The 17,446-nt window shown below is 38.5% G+C and carries 11 protein-coding genes; 3 read left to right on the top strand and 8 right to left on the bottom strand.

Annotation, left to right across the window (positions count from 1 at the left end; all coding sequences use genetic code 11):
- Nucleotides 1-206 precede the first annotated feature (206 nt).
- Nucleotides 207-1,646, top strand: a complete 1,440-nt coding sequence (locus QUF19_RS06370) for a hypothetical protein (RefSeq protein ID WP_286297681.1) — start codon at nucleotides 207-209, stop codon at nucleotides 1,644-1,646.
- A gap of 158 nt (nucleotides 1,647-1,804) precedes the next feature.
- Here the strand turns inward: QUF19_RS06370 and QUF19_RS06365 are convergent, their stop codons facing one another.
- Together QUF19_RS06365 and QUF19_RS06360 are read right to left on the bottom strand one after the other, a co-directional pair.
- A complete protein-coding gene (locus QUF19_RS06365; RefSeq protein WP_286297678.1) occupies nucleotides 1,805-2,866 on the bottom strand; it encodes a reverse transcriptase domain-containing protein in 1,062 nt (353 codons plus the stop codon).
- Between the two features lie 164 nt (nucleotides 2,867-3,030).
- A complete protein-coding gene (locus QUF19_RS06360; protein ID WP_286297676.1) occupies nucleotides 3,031-5,124 on the bottom strand; it encodes a retron Eco8 family effector endonuclease in 2,094 nt (697 codons plus the stop codon).
- A gap of 1,017 nt (nucleotides 5,125-6,141) precedes the next feature.
- Between QUF19_RS06360 and QUF19_RS06355 the strand changes: the two genes are divergently transcribed.
- The gene (locus QUF19_RS06355) at nucleotides 6,142-7,020 is read left to right on the top strand and encodes a DUF6602 domain-containing protein (protein ID WP_286297673.1); all 879 of its coding nucleotides are present in this window, start codon (nucleotides 6,142-6,144) and stop codon (nucleotides 7,018-7,020) included.
- Nucleotides 7,021-7,617: 597 nt separating this feature from the next.
- On the top strand, nucleotides 7,618-10,335 hold the full coding sequence (locus tag QUF19_RS06350; protein WP_286297671.1) for an N-6 DNA methylase: 2,718 nt from the start codon (nucleotides 7,618-7,620) through the stop codon (nucleotides 10,333-10,335).
- Between the two features lie 250 nt (nucleotides 10,336-10,585).
- Here the strand turns inward: QUF19_RS06350 and QUF19_RS06345 are convergent, their stop codons facing one another.
- The 6 genes from QUF19_RS06345 to QUF19_RS06320 form a co-directional block, all read right to left on the bottom strand.
- Nucleotides 10,586-11,449: a phage integrase N-terminal domain-containing protein gene (locus QUF19_RS06345; protein ID WP_286297670.1), complete on the bottom strand. Its 864-nt coding sequence runs from the start codon at nucleotides 11,447-11,449 to the stop codon at nucleotides 10,586-10,588.
- Between the two features lie 621 nt (nucleotides 11,450-12,070).
- Nucleotides 12,071-12,946 (bottom strand): hypothetical protein, encoded by an 876-nt coding sequence (locus tag QUF19_RS06340; protein ID WP_286297668.1) that lies wholly within the window; start codon nucleotides 12,944-12,946, stop codon nucleotides 12,071-12,073.
- Nucleotides 12,947-13,047: 101 nt separating this feature from the next.
- Complete coding sequence (istB, locus tag QUF19_RS06335) at nucleotides 13,048-13,770, bottom strand: IS21-like element helper ATPase IstB (RefSeq protein WP_171763054.1); 723 nt, start codon at nucleotides 13,768-13,770, stop codon at nucleotides 13,048-13,050.
- Nucleotides 13,771-13,780: 10 nt separating this feature from the next.
- Nucleotides 13,781-15,313 carry an IS21 family transposase gene (gene istA, locus QUF19_RS06330; RefSeq protein WP_286291968.1) on the bottom strand — a complete coding sequence of 511 codons (1,533 nt, stop codon included), beginning with the start codon at nucleotides 15,311-15,313 and terminating at the stop codon, nucleotides 13,781-13,783.
- 468 nt (nucleotides 15,314-15,781) lie between these two features.
- Nucleotides 15,782-17,044 carry a site-specific integrase gene (locus QUF19_RS06325; RefSeq protein ID WP_286297666.1) on the bottom strand — a complete coding sequence of 421 codons (1,263 nt, stop codon included), beginning with the start codon at nucleotides 17,042-17,044 and terminating at the stop codon, nucleotides 15,782-15,784.
- Nucleotides 17,045-17,254 carry a MerR family transcriptional regulator gene (locus QUF19_RS06320; RefSeq protein ID WP_010434910.1) on the bottom strand — a complete coding sequence of 70 codons (210 nt, stop codon included), beginning with the start codon at nucleotides 17,252-17,254 and terminating at the stop codon, nucleotides 17,045-17,047.
- Between the last annotated feature and the right edge of the window lie 192 nt (nucleotides 17,255-17,446).

The following is a 17,446-nucleotide window of genomic DNA, read 5'->3' as shown; positions in this document are numbered from 1 at the left end:
TCGCAATACCACGAGTGTGTCTAAATATTTACGAGTGATTCAATCCATGTCTATATTACCTTTGATCATTTTTGCTATTTGCTTTGTATGATATTTTAGTTTCATCGGCTATGAAGATATTTTAGGGGAATTTAAATTTGTACTCTGAGAGGGTGTTTTCGGAAAAAAGAAAGACCATAGTTTGGGCTCGCCACTCTTCGGGTCAAATGAAACACATAACAGAAGTAGAAAACGGCCTCGCCTGTGGCTGTTATTGCACAGATTGTAACGAAGCTTTGGTCGCTAAGAATGGCGGTAAGAAAGATCGCCTTAAACACTTTGCCCACACAGCTAATACCGCCTGTAAAGGGGAATCAGCGCTTCACTTTGCAGCTAAGCAGATAATTGTAGAGTTCACGAGTGAGGGCTTGTTTTTACCGAGAATCCAGCACCTAGTTAATTATGTTGATCCATTGGGCTGCACATACGAATATCTCATTGATAAGCAGCTAAGTAAGTTAACAACATACTCAGCCAAGGTTGAACAAAGAGTAGGTGAAGTAATTGCGGATGCTCTCATTGAGCATGGTGGTGAACGGCTCGCAGTTGAAATTTATTATCGCCACCAAAAATCGGAGCAAGACAAAGCTAAGTTTCAAGCTAGTCAGCTAAGTGGTATCGAGATCGATATAAGTATGCTTGAGTTGGATACTACGCCAGGTGAGTTGAAACGTTTTGTGCTAAAAGAAGCTCCTCGTGCATGGCTATTCAATCGCAAGGAAGAGTCACTAATACAAAGCGTAAATCAGAGTTTGCAGGAAGAATCCCGCTCTACTGTAAAAGATCGTCTTGCTCTTGTTAGTAATAAAGCAAAAGCTTGGCTGCAGCAAGCAGTAGGTAGCCAACCCTTACCTAATGTTGGTGTGGCATTGTTTGGCCGACATCAAAAAACACTACCGGAGCCCAAACTGGTTATCACTTCCATTATTACTAATCTTACCCGTTTAGAGGACAAACCCTTTTTTAAGGCAACAATCCAACTAAATGATAAAACTAACATCAGAATCTTTTTTGTGCCTAGTAACTCCCATACAAGTGTTTTGGATCGCGGTGTACATCTCATTTACAGGTATTCAAGCACGCACGATAACATCAAACTAGAAAGTCTTTACTGGATGAACTTAGAGATTTGGGAGTCGCGCTATACACAATATATAAATAAATCTGAGAAGTTAAAATCAGAATCGATACAAAGCTTCGTATCTAAGTTTAGGGGGTTATCTTACGACATGAAGTTTCAAGATATGGCCAAAAGGATGGCAATCCAACCAGGAGAGATATCGGAGGAACAAAAAAAGTTTAACTACCACTGGAATGCTCCAAATTATGTCTGGCAATCGGTTATTTTGAATTATTTTCTTAACAAATACCAATTCGTAGACTGTGGCCAGTTAGCTGAAAACGATTGGTTGAAGGAGCTTCTGGGGTTTAAATCGAATGAAAGAGCAATTGAAGGAAGAAGCAAGTCAGTCTATTTTTGGATAAAAAGGCATCTAGCCTTAATGAATTTTGCCATTCATGATTACGGCTTACAGTGGATTATACGTAACGAGGTCTTATCTAAGAAAAATCAGAAACTTAAATTGAGTAAATTCATTTCTAGATGAATTAATACAACTAAGCACTAAATTAAGCTTATGAATAAGTATAGATAATTATTCGTAAGTAGGTTTTATTAATGACTTACTATCAAAGAGCAGTATTTTACTGCTCTTATTAATCACCTTTGAAACAATACATTTACCGCTATTAGGTGAAGAATTAATTAAGACCAGTTATCAAGAATTTTGTTGAGCCGCTCTAACATGACTTGGGACTTAGTCACATATTTAGGACAAATACATTCATACTGTTCGTTGAACTTAAGTACTGATATCAAATAAGATCTATTTCCAGCAATTTTATTGTGGAGTTGATCTTTACAATATTGCTCAAAGAACTCTGGGCTATATCCGAACTTAAAGTCATATTTAGATATTGAATAACCATAAAGCTTTTTTGCTACTTCTGATGGTGCCCTACCTCTCACCAATAATTGATGTGTTATCTTATTTATCCTAGACAATTTTTGATTAGATAAGCGTATAGTTCCAGATCGCCCGTCAATAACATAACCATTTAATGAAATATGACCTGATGTCGTAATCGTTTTCCTTTCATTAATTTTTAACGAAAGCTGACAAACCAATGATCTAATTTTATTGATAAAAATGGTCTGGCTAACCAACTCACTATTAGAAGAAAATAACATATCGTCGGCATAACGAGTATAAATAATGTTATTTTCATTGCAATACTTGTGGATTTGAACATCAATTTTTCTGAACACAATATTAGAGATTATAGGCGACGAAGAAAACCCCATCGGCAGAACAGTTTCCCCCCTAAACTTAACATTTTCAGCCCCTTCCGGAACAGCATACGTTATAGCCTTCATAATTTCCTCAATTGAGGATATTTTCTTATTCTTATCCAGAAATTTTGGTTTTATATATGGCTCTATTGATAACTTAATATCTTCTAGAGAAATAGAATGAAAAAAAGAGGAGATATCTAAACGCGTGAACTTTGTTGAAAAACGATGAGGTTCTAGTAAATCTAGATAAGATTTATTCTTAACAAAACCTACACATGAGTTATTTAATGGAATCTTAGAAAAAAGACTTGACACTAACTCTCGATTCAAAACATCTAAGTTACTGTTGTTCATTATGGAGTATGTAAAGTCCTTCCTAACTTTGATTTCACTTACTACATTATAATCAATGTTAGCAAGCAACTTAGAAGTCAAGGAAGGACTAATCTTAATATCATTATATTTTGACATACAATACACTTTATCTTTGATACAAAAACAAAAATTCACTGTGTGACACATTGAACACTTTGACATAACTGTAATCAAGCTATGATTTAGAGGCGTTGAAGCAAAAAATCATCTATAAAATAGATAAAATTAAACTTCTGAAGAGTTACCTCTTTTCATTAACTCTAATGAGATAATGACCTCTGTAGTCTATCAGGATAAAGCCTGTTTAATATAGCATAAAGCTCAGGGAAATATCCATTAAAAATAGTATAAAAATTTTGATCTTGGTTCGCTAAACTCTCTTTTTCTATTTCAGCAATAGAAAAATCTAAAAATGAAGTTACCCAACCCGAGGTTTTCGAGATCGGTGGCCAATCTGCTTTTCCATTGATATAGAAAACAAGGTCTTCCACTTGTTTAAATTTTCGTGTCTTCTTAAATTGCGTATCTGATTTTCCACCAAACATTAGCTTAATGCACGCAAGTAAAACTTTATCATCTATAACTACCTTGCCTGAAGTCCGTAATTGTACAGTTGATCCAAGCAAATGGGTTACATCAATACCATGTTCCGATAACAGCCATTTGAAAAACAGTTCTTTTGAGTTATCGCTAATTAAAGCCCCCTCAATAGTATCGTTAAAAACGGTAACATTTTTGTTTTTTAGATACTCTCTAACCTGTATTCTAAAAGCATAAAAAGGCGAGTTTTTCTTAAAAAACATGCCTGTACTATCTGTTTCAAATTCGTCTCCTTGGAAACTAGACATTTGAACTAATCGTTCATAAATTTCTTTATGTTCTTTATTAAAGCCTCTCTTATAATACTTCATTTCCTGAACCAACTTTTCATTTTTTATACCAACATCTTTGGTAGCATTACAAAATTTAATTTCTAATTTTTTACTATGCTGCATACCAAACTCATAAAACTTGTCTGCATCATATAAAAACAAGTAAGGGATCGAGGTGTTAGAATATGATGGGTTAATGGCTTCGGCGATCTTATTATTTGAGCACTTATATACTTCAATCTCTTTAAGAGATTTAAACTTGTTCTGAAGTTTAAAATTCCCAAAAATTTCTTGTTCTGTTTCACCTTCGACAAATAGAATAAACTTACTAAAGAAAAGTCGTGCTTCATTGTCACTAAATATACTAAGAAAATTATTCTTTTTATATATTGAGTTCATAACTTGCAACTTGGTATTATTCATTTCATCTAATGAGAAATGAATAACCTGATGGTTTTCTTGGAAGTTTTTTATTACTTCCTTAACTATACTAGATGAATGAGTCGAAAAAACTATCTTAGGGAAAGGAATAGATCGACGATTTCCATTTTTAAACCCATATTTCTGATATGTATTATAAATATTATTTACTAACTGTTCACACTTCTTAGGATGTAAACCAACTTCCGGCTCATCTACGAACACAAACGGAGTTATATACTCACTTCTTGTAATTAGCATTAATAGCTTTAAAGTGGATTCTATATAATTAAAAGAGTTTGTCCCATCAGATTGGTATTTTGTATCTTTACCTCCACTACTAAAAACGCTACCTTTAACTGCAGACTTTATAATACTTAAAACTTTTTCCTTATGTGCATATTTTTCAATTGTAATAGAGTCTTCGATCATATTTATATAATCACTAAATATCGTCCCATTATCACTAAGCTTTGAATCGATATATGCTTTAAAGTCATCCATGTCGATCTTATCCACATTTAGAGATTTTATACTAGCAATCAAATCCCATATTTTATCCCAATCATGTAAATCTATATGTCTAGAGTCAATATGAAAAAAAGGAAACAAGTAATGAATTATCTCTATTCTTTGCTTGTCTTTCTCTAGCCAATATGAAGACCCATTGGCGTTAACAATTAACGTCAGCTCAAAAGTTTTCGCTTCACTTTTAAAACTAGAGTTGAACATTTCAAAGAAAGAAACAGATTCATCTTTAATAAGTGCGCTGTAAATAATATTGAAAAACTTACTATTTTTCCGCCCCGACATGACAATCTTTTTTATCCGAGAAAGATCGTACGTTATCGTAACCTCTCCAATAGGACTATAATTTGAATTCAATTCAGGAGCTAAAATCCTATCACTTGCCATCTTGTCATAGAAAAATTGAACTAATGATAAAAAATTAGACTTACCAACATTGTTCATACCAACAATCGCGTTTATTTCTTCAATGCTTTTTAGTTCAATACTGCCAAATGACAATAGATTTTTAATTTTTATGCTCTTTATCGACATATCATTTGCCTTTAAGATTGATAACAATAACATCTATCATTATACTGGTATTAATCAGTAATAACAACAACTTAACTTTAAGACAATAACCGACCATACTTAAAACATTTAATAATTGAGTTTTCGCTCGCCTTATTTAGATGTAGATGCGGCGTATGGGTTATACGCTTGAAGTCATCCTAAACCAGATTGATTTATGTGTAGCGACTCACTATTGTCTATGCATTCTATTCAGACTCAGGTATGTCCCTACCAATTCGCGCCATGTCAATAGTTGCACCATCAAATTACGTTTATTATGCCAATAATTATCCTGTCTTTAGCAACAAGCTTTTGTACTACTTCGTTAAATTTATTTGACATAGTCCTATGTTTTGGACTTGAATAGCTAAATCAGGTTGATAATTCGCTGTTTCAAATGAAAATTTCCTGAAAAATTTTTACTGTAAAGAATTAAATAAGAAAATTTCGCATTAACATAGAGGCTTTCTATATAACGACCGTTAACAAAACCATGACATAGAACTACCAGATTTTACCATGTGTCATTTCAAGTGAGAAAATTCAGGAAGTTGATGCGAGAATTATTGAACTAATTATTATGGAGCATCCTAAGAAATTAGGCACCACGCATTGTCGTGAGTAGTTTTTATAATAGGTTATATGAAGATCACAAATCAAAAGTAGCTGTAGTGAAAAAGTATAAATGTGCTTCAAAACTAGTCACTTCACCTGAAACGTAAGGTTACGAATATCGGCTATATAGTTTTTTGTCATTCAGTGAAAAGACTCAAGTAACCCGTTGTTGAGTATTTTGATATAAAGAGTTTGGAAAAAGCTCAATGCTTGATCGATTCACTGTATTACATGAGTGATGTAGATTGCAGTACGGTAAACGAGCCGTCCTGCATTGATTCGTTATATGCGGCATTTTAACTACGGGTTAAGTTTAGGGATTAAGGTTGTGTGCACATCAAATTAACCAGATGTACAAAAATTTTTTGAGAGGAGTATCTGATGGATGGAGTAAGAATCCAGAACTATTGGTCAAAAGAAGTAGAAGCTTTACTTGCCACGTATAAGCAATTTGAAATTTTAGTTCCGTCACAAACGAGAGCCGGTGCTGCTCATCAGGGAGAAGATGGTCGATATGTCGAGGACCTTATCGGAGAATATCTACGGAAATTTTTACCAAAAGGGTTAGAGGTATTAACCGGGTTTATTCTTCGCCCAGCAGTCAAAACTGGTGATACGGGAAGAGAACGCTCTAGAGATGTTGACCAACACTCAACCCAACTAGATATAATAATTTATGACACTGATACTTATCCAGTATTCCAACGCTTTGCTGACAGCGTCATAGTTCCACCCGAAGGAGTTATTGCAATAATCTCCGTGAAAAAACACTTAAATGACGCAGATATATTTAAGGAATGCCAGGCACTGTGGAATGCTTCAAAATTGTGTCGTACAAAAACAATCAATCAGACAAGGGTGAGAGGGCCATACCTCGCTTTAGTAAGCATGCACTCTCATATTAACAAACCTCAATTAGGCACGTTGAACTGGATTTTTTCAAAGCTCCAAGAAGCTTATGACGAAGAAGAGTTACCAAAATTTGATGATCTTGTAGGCTTTATTGGTGCCTTGGACTCTTGGTCTATTTTCAAAAAACGCCCCTGTCCCGTAAATAGTCCTATGTTTGGAAAGTACCTATCATTTGACCATCAGCCAAACGAGGAACATTTGGGACTTCAGTTTTTATTAACGGGTGTGCTGAGTGTATTTTATGATGAGACTCGCCGTAACATTAGACGTCCTGGTTACACGGCATTTCCATCAGGTAGAAGTCCAGATAGTTTCCCTGGGGAAGTGCCATGTACTGGCCTGAGATAATTGTTATAACAAGAGTCGATGGTGCTGATATCTAATTTTTAGCGAAATCTTTATCCCACACAATATAATAGCAATTCCTCACGCTTGGCACTTTCGCTTCATTTCAGCGCAGCCAAGCGTACATCACGCCTTAATTTAAAGTTAGAGCGCTTTCTTGGAAGTTTTTAGGCGCACCTTCGATCAAAACAGTAATAATTACCAACAAACGTGCGAAGCTACCATAGATATGATCCGATACTCGAGGTTTCTTTCTCTTAGCAGTAAATTTTAAGCCAACCAAACGATACTTTTATCACAACCCAAAAAGCACGAGAAATCATGGATTGAAACAACATTGCTATAAGATACATATGGCAGTATTTTCCGATATTAATGATGACCTGTATCATCATATACGATGCGTTTATGTAAATATGACAATGAGCTGAATGATTTTTGTTAAACCACCTGTTACAAACGCATTTTAAACGTCAGATCCCATTTTTTGCAGTAATCCCAGTAGAAACTTGAGTTAATTATGTAACTAGGCAAAATATATCCAATGTCAGCCTCTACCTGAATCAAGATTCTCGTTAAATCTATAAGGATAATTAAGAAGTGCAAGTTGAAGCGACTATGAATTCAGAGCGTATTCAAGCAGAATTTTGGGATTTTGCTGATGGGGTAAGAAATAATGGTAGGCCAATTAAAGATAGTTTCTTGAGCGCATTTACGATTTTACTTGCGTCACAAAATTTTAATCGCCAAAGCACAAAACTCGATGACCCAAGCACAATACACAATGCTGTATATGAGTTACTAAGTACTCTTAACTTAACTAAGCAAGTACTTATATCAAACGTACTAGACTTGAATTTTGAACACCCTTCATTACATAGGTTTCTGTTTACTTGTAACAGTTTAGAATTATCAAACCAAGATTTTGTAGACACTTTGGACTGGATAATTAGCTATTCTGACATCAACCTTTCTGACTCTTCGACACCGCCAGAAGTTGCAGAACTAATGATTAAGCTTGCTCAAGTAGAAGAAAATGAAAGTATATTGGATCCAGCAATGGGGGTTGCTGGGTTCTATAGAGCACTTAGAGCTAAGGATTATAAAACGGTTAGTTTTACAGGAATAGAAATCAACGTTAAGTCATTTTTTATATCTAGTCTCTATCAATATCTTTTCCGTGACAAAAACTCCACCCTACATAGAAGTAGTGCATTTTCTCCTCACCTCTCATCACTTACTAACTCTTTTGATGTGATCCTCTGCAACCCCCCCGTTCAAAGACTACCACTTTCAGAAGCTCAGTTTCGCTATCAAGAGCGATTAGGATATCAAGTTATATCATCAGAAATGTCATTGAACTTTGTAGCGCTAGGATTGCAGAATATCAGGCTTGGTGGTCGTGCTGTATTTTTAATCAACATGAGACCGCTATTTGTTGGAGGAGAATTACAGGAAATACGCCGTCATTGGGTTAATTCCGGGATGTTAAAATCTGTAATTAGCCTTCCATCAAAACTCTTAGCACATACGGGATTGAAATGTGCAATTTTAGTTTTTAAGAAAAATTCGGATAGTAGTCATGAGAGTGATAGAAAAATTAAATTTGTCAAATCTGACGACTGTTTTCACGAAGCTAAAAAAGGAAAACGTTTTCTAAGTAGTGAGGACATAAAAGACATTACTAGAAGAGTATTACATGTAAACGACGGTTCTAATGCATCGAGCGTGGACGTAACTCTAATAAAAGATAATGAGTATTCTCTCGTTCCTGAGCAATATATGGATCGAGATATAGCGGGGATCAATTTAAGCCTCTCTAAAATATGGAAACCAATTGGTGATATGGCTGAAATCCTTCGAGGTGGTAGTTTCGCTAAGTTGAAAGACGGAAATGAACCAATCATTCAGGGAAGAGATCTTCGAGTTGAAAAACTAAGTATCAACGAATTAGAAAGTAAAGAGCTCGCCGATTTTGGTAAACCAATTAGACGCACCCAAGCATGCGATATATTACTGCAACGAATAGGAGATAAACCCGCCGCTTATTTTATTACAACTGAAGAAGGAATTGCAGTAGCAGATACTGTGTTTATTCTTCGTTTTAAAGGATTAAAAGCTAAGACTATTAGATTTATCTGTCAATTCATAAACTCTGAGGAGGGTTATAAAAGAATTGGGGACTCTAGTTCTTACTCAGTTGTACAGACTCAGTCCATAAAATCCATAAGGTCTATCAAGGTTCCTGTTCCTGATGAAAAAGTTGTATCGCTAGTTGAGGAAATGAATGCCATTGAAGCAGCGCTCCGTGCTGAGTATCAGAAAGCAGCACAACTTAGAATCGCTCTTTTTGGTGGTTTCGATCAAGTTGATTTATCAACAAATATAAAGAAAGTTAAGTTAGCATCCCAGGTCTTAAAAAATGCTCTTTCCCAAAAAGATGATATTAATTACAAAGTGAAAAGCCTCTACCCTTTTCCTTTAGCGTATCCTTATAGAAATATTTATGCAGAAAGAGAATATGCTGCAATATATGACCGACAAATGAAGTATGGTGAGCTATTAATATCATTTCTTGCATCTTTAGGTCTAAGTTTATTATACGAATATAAGGAACATATTAATGAGCCACTTAATGAGGTAAGCTCTCTTCTAACCGAGGGGCTTGTAGGGGGCTTGTCACCTGGCCACTGGCGCCAGATACTAAAAAAGTCGTGTACTGTTTTAAGAAGTGTTGAGGATGCGCCTCTTGCAGAAGATTTTTCATCTATGTGGTTTAAAGGGCGAGGTAAAAAAGAATCAGAATTTGCAACAAGTACTAACAAACACATTGTTGAACCTCTGAACAACTTTAAACATGGAAGAGGCCCCGTCAACTCCCATGAATACAAAGAATTGGGGAAGAAGCAGACAGTAGTCATAAGTAGACTCCTCGAAGAGGTCGAGTTTCTGAGCCAATGCGAGATAGTTCTTATAGATAGCATCGATACTGAATGGGCAACAGGAAATACAACTTATAGTGCAAGCTTACTTCGAGGCGATCATCCAGCATTCGAAAGCATAGTATTTGAAAGCGATGAAAGGTTGAGCAGAGAAAAACTTTACATTCGCCACAATAGTAAATTCATTAGCCTATATCCGTTTCTAAGCTGTCTTTACAACCCAAAAACTAAAAAAGCAGAAATATTCAGTTTCGATAAACGTAGGCGAGATGGACTGATTCTCAAAAGCTTCGACTCAGGGACATCCATTGAATGCCATAATGTTGATGCCGATCTTAATTTTTGGCTCGGTGCCGTAAAGGGTAATCTTGATTGAACATGGATTGAGCTCGGTCTTAATACTTAACATTGGTCTTCTTCTTTGTTTTCTCGAAAGAACACGAAAGAGTATATTTGTCTGTGACGTTTGCCAAAACTAGATAGGGGCATTCCACCAATAAAAACTGCTTGCCAACAAGCTATCTAACCCATTTTTACCTGTTTGCTATCCTGTTACTCAAAATACCAATAGAAAACTTCAAGTAGTTCGGATTCCGAATTAGGAATCCGAACTTAACTTTCAAGCTTTAACGGCCTAAATAAACTGCAGTAACCTCTTCTCTTCCGTGCCCTAATTCTTCAGTAATGACCATTCTTGCCTCAAAGTCGCGCTGTTTGTCCTCTCCTGTTAATCCCTTGGTTGACGGCCCTCCCGCAGCAGGAGCATTAAAACCCGTCAATTCAAAGTATCGCTGGTGCGCATACCCATGCCGTAACCCATGCGCTTTGTCTAAGCCCATTTTGATACAAGCTCTTTCGTATCTTTTCATCTGAGAAACGTACTTAGCTTTTTCTGGAATTAAAGAGCGATCCCCTACCCACTTTTTCACCTCATCAATTAACTGACGTTGTTCCAGAGTGCGAATAGGCACATCTCTAGGTCTTGCGCCTTTGGTTTTTACTAGATGTAAATGGTCGCCTCTATCTGCTAAATGAAGCTGGACTTTCATACACTCTTCTCGGCGCAAACCAAACGCGGCTTGCAAACGAAAACTCGCGTCAAGATACCTGTCATCGAGTGTTGCTAATTTTGAATTTACTAAGAATCTGGCTTTATTCTGGTTGGTGACATATTTGCGGGTTTCAATACCAAGGGAAGCGTTGCTTTTAGGAACTAGCCCTGGCTTCCCGATTTTTTCAGAGAGCCAACGCAGGTGAGTCATACGTGTCTTGATCGTGCCCGCTGCTAGACCTTGATCTTGCCAATGAGTTACAAGCTTCTCGATATGCTTGCGGCCCAAGTTCCTTAGCTCAAGCTTTCTGACGTTAAGCTCTCTTAGTTGTTTGTCAGCTAACTTTAGTATCTTCTTTCGCTCTGCTTGAGTCGCTTTAGAGCCATCGAGGTTACGATTTAGAACTCGGGTAATTTGGAAAAAAAAGTTCGTTGCCATAGTGCTACCTCAATATGTTAATTCTAAAAAAAAAGCCGCTTTCGTTAGCGGCTCTTATCTCAGTCATTTCAAGGTTCTTATTTCATGGGTACAGTAGTAGGTATCAATGCGATTTCAGATTAGTGTTATTGCTCCCGTTCATTTCGAATGAACGCCTACTGCTTAAATCAAGTCAATAGGTAATGAAGCGAGACTACTGCGCGGTTCAGAAATTCCGAACAATTGAATGACTGTAAGCCATGTGCAATTGCTAATTCCCAGAAGCCCGTTGGGCGTTTGAGATAAGAATGCGCTGGTAATTAAAGGATTTCTTCGTCTAGTAGTCTTTGCAGCAACGGCTGCTTTTTAGTTCTCTTCCATTATTGTCTCAACCCATTCTACTCGCAACTTTGGAGGCGCTCTCAGCGCCATAGATTCTCGCCGTCATTCTTTTTCAATTCCGATAATTCGCTCGTAGCCCCCTATTGGTGAGTGCTGCCCGTCCTGTCACTCCCCAAAATTTTGGAGTGACAGGACTGGATACCCTTTTGACTAGGCGTAAAAAAGGCCGAATATATTCATATTCGGCCTCTGCATTTAAGCTATTTCGACTGATATCGTCGAAGCTTTATGAGATTAGTATTACCCTATTTCATTCACTAGGTTTTTTCTTAACCAGATGTTTTGTGGATCATTTTCATTTAGCAAAACATCAAGTGGAACTTTTACTCCACGTATTAGATCAGCATTTCTCACCTCATCCCTTAGGGTGTTCATCTCATTTGCTAAGTTTATTGGAAAGTTAACATTTGAAAGCTGTATTTCGCCTGTATACCCTAAGGTATCAAACTGCTTGGCAAGCACTCCTAAAAAACCAATGACATAATCACCAATCCATTTACGGCTCGAAATATCTCTATACCCATTCGGATACTTAAACATAATGTCGAGTTCACGCATCTCAATACAGACGGTTTTACCGGAGAAGTTATAGTAACCATATGCTCTGATACCGAACGATGAAAACTCTATCCATGGGTTTACTTTGTTTTTGACTCTATTCATGGCAATTCGACTTGCCAGTACTATCGATACAGTATCATCAACAAATTCAAGTTCATTGATGATAGATTTCGCATCGCTCCAATCAAAAGAGTCTCCCAATGAAAGGAGATGGTTCACAGCATCATGAGATATACAATTTAGTCTGTTGTTTACTACTAACGCCAATACGGAACAATCCAAATGAATATTGGGGTTCAAGTGAGCACGAATAGCAGGTAAGTGAGGTTGCAACAAGAGCTCCAATGTTTCTAAGTCCTGCTTGTATGGAATTGCCGAGTATTTGTTATTACTGTCGAGCATCTCTAGATCAGAGCTACTGCATAACTCTTTAAAATTGTCAAAGCCATACATAAATGCGACAGCTTCTTTTGCAAAACTGAGCTTGATCTTTAAAGTTCTTGAAATGTACTTTGCGTGGGCCTCAGATTGGCTCACTGATGGGTATTTAAGCATGATTGCGTATTTCGGCTGATGTGACCCCTAGTTTCGTTTTTAATCGACCACCTTTTTAAGCCTCTCTTTTCTCTTCCTTAGTTTTACTCCAAGTGGTCGATTTAAGCCAGTTTTCTCATTGATTCCCCTCGTAACTCGATTCTATGACTTTGATGAACCAACCTATCTAAGATCGCATCAGCGATCGTCGAGTTGTCGATCATCTCGTGCCATTGTTTTACAGGTAGTTGGCTGATAATGATCGTACTGCACTCTTGGTATCTATCTTCTAGCACTTCGAGAAGATTACTTGCATGCTCTTGGCTGAGTTTTTCCATTCCCCAGTCATCGATAACCAACAGTTTTTTCTTAGACAAGCTCAGTAGCAGCTTTTGATAGCTGCCATCAAGGCGGCTACTACTCAGGTCATCAAGTAAACGATTTAGGCGATAATAACGACTTGGGCAGTGTTGCTCACACGCCTGCTCGGCGAGCGCACAAGCAACATAGGTTTTACCTGCACCTGTTGCACCTGTAATCAGGACATTCTGTCGCTTTTGTAAATAAGTGCCTGATAATAACTCTCCCATCATTGCTCTTTTTAAGCCTCGTTCTGGGCGGTAGTCCAGTTGATTACCGCTAGCGCTTAGGCGCAGCTTGGCTTGCCGTTTAAGTCGTTGGATTTTGGTTTGATCTCGGTTCACTATCTCATGATCAAGGATGAGTCCTAACCTTTCTTCAAAGCCAAGTTCAGCATAGGTCGCGGGGTGTATCCTTTGCTGTTCCAGTGCATCAGAAGCATGACTTAGGCGTAGTGATTTTAACTGTTGGATTATTGCGTCCATATTGTTTCTCCTAGTGGTAGTAGTTGGAACCACGAACATTAGTGTGTTTAAGGTTTGGGGTATCAGTGGAAGGCTGAGAGAGAGTGCCTTCTCGATGGTTCTTCAATAAGTTTTTGACGAAGCCAAGGTATGGCTTCTCTGTCACTAAGGCATCTCGGCAAGCTTGTTCTAACCGTGCGTCTGAGTGCTTTTTGGCAAGACTTAGTAACCCAAAGCAACTTCTAAAGGCCAATGCTTCATGCTCTGGGCGTTTGAGCAACATCTGAGTCAGTTCACCTGTGGCTGGCCCAATAGATTTTCCCCAACGGATAAAACGCTCGGGTGTCCATGATTGGTATTGATGGTTGCTTGGCATATGCTCGTAAACGGTAGAGAGACCATATTCTTTTTGGCTTGTGCAGTGGTGAGCAACAATGCTCCCTTTGTGGTAGATACGTATTATTTGATGCGTTGCTTCAAGCTCAACTTGTTGCCCAACAAGTTGGTGCGGCACAGAGTAGAAGTGCTTTTTATATTGAATGTGATAATCAGGGGAGACGGTTGCTCGTTTAGTTTCGATATACACATATGGTTGCGATGGCAGTGGTTTTAACGCTGGACGGTCAACTTTGTTGAACAAGTCATGTCGATTGACACCAAGCTGTTTCATCTCTCGTTGGTTTAAGTCATGCATCAGCTTTCGGATAGCCAGGTTCAGCTCAGCCATTGTATAGAACACTTGGTGGCGAAGGCGCATCATTATCCAGCGCTCTACGATGAGAACTGCGTTCTCAGCTTTGGCTTTATCTTTAGGCTTGTAGGGCCTGGCTGGCATCACAGCAACGCCGTAATGTTGTGCCAGTTTTCGGTAGCTCTCATTGAGGATAGGGCTATGACAGTCTGCTTTCGTTACAGCAGATTTCAGATTATCAGGTACAAGTAGATTCGGAGCACCACCAAAGTGATTAAAGGTATTCACATGAGCCATGAGGAAGTGTTCAAGCCCTTGGCTCTCACTCGCCTCGACATAGGTGTAATTTGACGCTCCTAAAGTGGCGACAAATACCTGAGCATGTCGGCATTCTCCTGTATCTGGATTCACAACAGGGATCGTTGGGCCACAGTAGTCAATGAAGAGCTTGTCACCAGCATGGTGAAGTTGGCGCATACTGCGTTTTTGTGTCTTTAGCCAACGTCTATACAGTTCGCAGAACTGTGTATAGCCATAGGCTTTGTCTTGATGCTGATGACAATACTCTTCCCAAAGCAAAGCTTTAGTCATCCCTTTACGCTTCAATTCTAAGTAGCAGAGAGTGAAATCAGGCATCACTTTATGCTGAGAAGATGAGCGACCATCAAACAAAGCTTGGGTGACTTGATTTTCATGATGAGTCTCTTCCAGTGGCCACGTGAGGCCACTGGATTTAAATCGGGATAGATGCTGGGATACAGTGGAATGAGCAATATTGAGGCAAGCGGCGATCTGTCGATTAGAAAGATTGCACTCGTATCGGAGGCGTAAGATTTCCTTAATTTTATTCATTGGCATTCTCTTTTTCGGCATGATTTATCCTTAGTGCTCTCAACATGAAAGACTCAGGTTAAACCTATTGATTTAAAAGAGAAAAGAGGTTTATTTCGGTAAATCGACCATCGATTTCGGAAACACACCGAAAAGTGGATGATTAAAACCGAAATGAGTGGTCGGTTAAAAACGGATTTGGTGGTCGATTAAAACCGAAATAGGCGGTCGGCTAGCTCCGAAATATGCACATGATTAAGCATCCTATTAGATTTACGGGCTCACGAACCGTAATAAAGATACAAAATCGATGAAGTGATAATTCACTTCGCGCTGCTTTCGCTTCATCCGTGAGCTGATAGGTCGCGCATAACCTATATCTGACTTTATTCAGTAACCGTTTTCGAGTCAATACAATGTGCATAGATTCAAATTAAAGTTAATAGGGTAAAGCGACCCTTTATCAAATTCGGATTCCGAATTCCTCCATAACTAAACAACTCACACAAATCACTTCTGGCCACCTTTAGGCATAACCTCAACAGGTGGTACTTGGTGCCAAATAATGTCACTTGTGCCTGTATAGATTTTTGTCGTTTTAGCGTTCGCATGTGCCATTCGCTCGGTAGCACTCTGCCCTTGCTGTTCAATCATTCGAGCAGCTAGTCCTCGAATTTCATGATAGGTTGGCCTTAGCGATTTCTTTAGGTGACTATAAAGCCCTAATGAGTCTCGAACCTTACTGAACTCTTTACTTATATTGTGGTGATGTACTTGGTAGAGGTGGTCGGTCTCTTTTGAAATGCCACGTTGCTGCTGTTTAGGTTTGCGGTGAACGATATAAGGACAAATCAATCTGGATGTTTTAGAAAGGTCTACAATGTCTTTGATCGTCTGAGTAACGGGAATAGCAACAGTGGAAGCATCGGACTTTTTCACCTTCTCTCGGTGAACATAAAGCATTCCATACACAGCGTGCCCATCAACATACTCCATCTCTTTGTCAGGGTTCCAAAGAATCCCACACACGCCTTCCCGTGGCTTGTATATTCGATAACGAAGCCTATAGATCTCTCTCACAGCATGAGTCGTCTCAAGTGTTAAGCTCATTGCGACCTTAAGAAACAGTGGTGCTGCATCGTAGACCTTTTGGTAGTTTTCGATATCTAGGTCGTGGCGAGCTTTTGTGTAATCTTCTCTAGTCAATCGACGCTGTTTTTTATTGAGTACAAAATTACTCTCAATAGCGCTCTCATCAGCAAGGTAGGAAAATACCTTTTTAAGGTTACTGATCTTATTGTTGAGCTGACGATTACTTAAGTCTGAATAGTATTTCGAAAGGAACTCATTGATGTGCTGTAACTTGATCGATTTGGTTGGCAGCCGCCCCATGAACTCATCAAGGCGGTAACAGTCCCTCTCCAAATTTCGATAAACGTCTTTGGAAAGCCGTTCTTCTTTCTTCACACGAGACAACACTAATGGAAGCCACTCTTTTAAAGGCCGATTAAATTTGTCCTTGCGGCCTTTGGAGACAGCTTTGCGAAATGGGGTCATCTCAGAAAGGGAAAACGCGCTTCCTAGCTCAGGACGATATTGCAAGTTGTAAACATGCGCAGCTTGTATCGCTTCTTGCTCTACAGCCCCGATAGGAAATAGCTTCTTCACACCATCTACGGTCGTAAACCGAAATCGAGATTGGCCCCTATGGCTCATTTTCACCAAGAATGGAGGGTAATGAGCCGTTTCTTTGCTTCTAGCTCTACCAACCATTTATGACTCCAAGAATCTTAGAAGTTCACTGACCCTGTCTGCAGGGTTCCCTATTTCGTCGTCAACACAGACTAAATATCGGCCCGTTGGCGTTCTAGTACCCTCAAGCTTGCCGTGTTTAATCCAGTTTATGATGGTGGTATTGCATATCCCTGAATCAGGGTAAAACTCATCAATAAATTGTCTAGGTCTGATTTTACGCGTCGCCATGTCGTTCTCCTTACCTTTCTCACTACATGAAAATTAAGATTTTTCATCTACTGGTAGAAAAACTATGCACGATTTTTTCAGTGACATTCTATTTGCGCAGCAATTAACGAAAAGGATTCCCGAAGCGTAAAACGATTCAACGAATCGATTTCAAGCCCACTTTAGGGTGGACTAATACAGTAGTACCGAGTT

Origin of the sequence: Vibrio sp. FE10, from assembly GCF_030297155.1 — a bacterium.
Classification (GTDB): Bacteria; Pseudomonadota; Gammaproteobacteria; order Enterobacterales; family Vibrionaceae; genus Vibrio; species Vibrio apostichopi.
The sequence above is the reverse complement of the archived record's forward strand: the minus strand, read 5'-3'. Positions and strand labels throughout refer to the sequence as shown.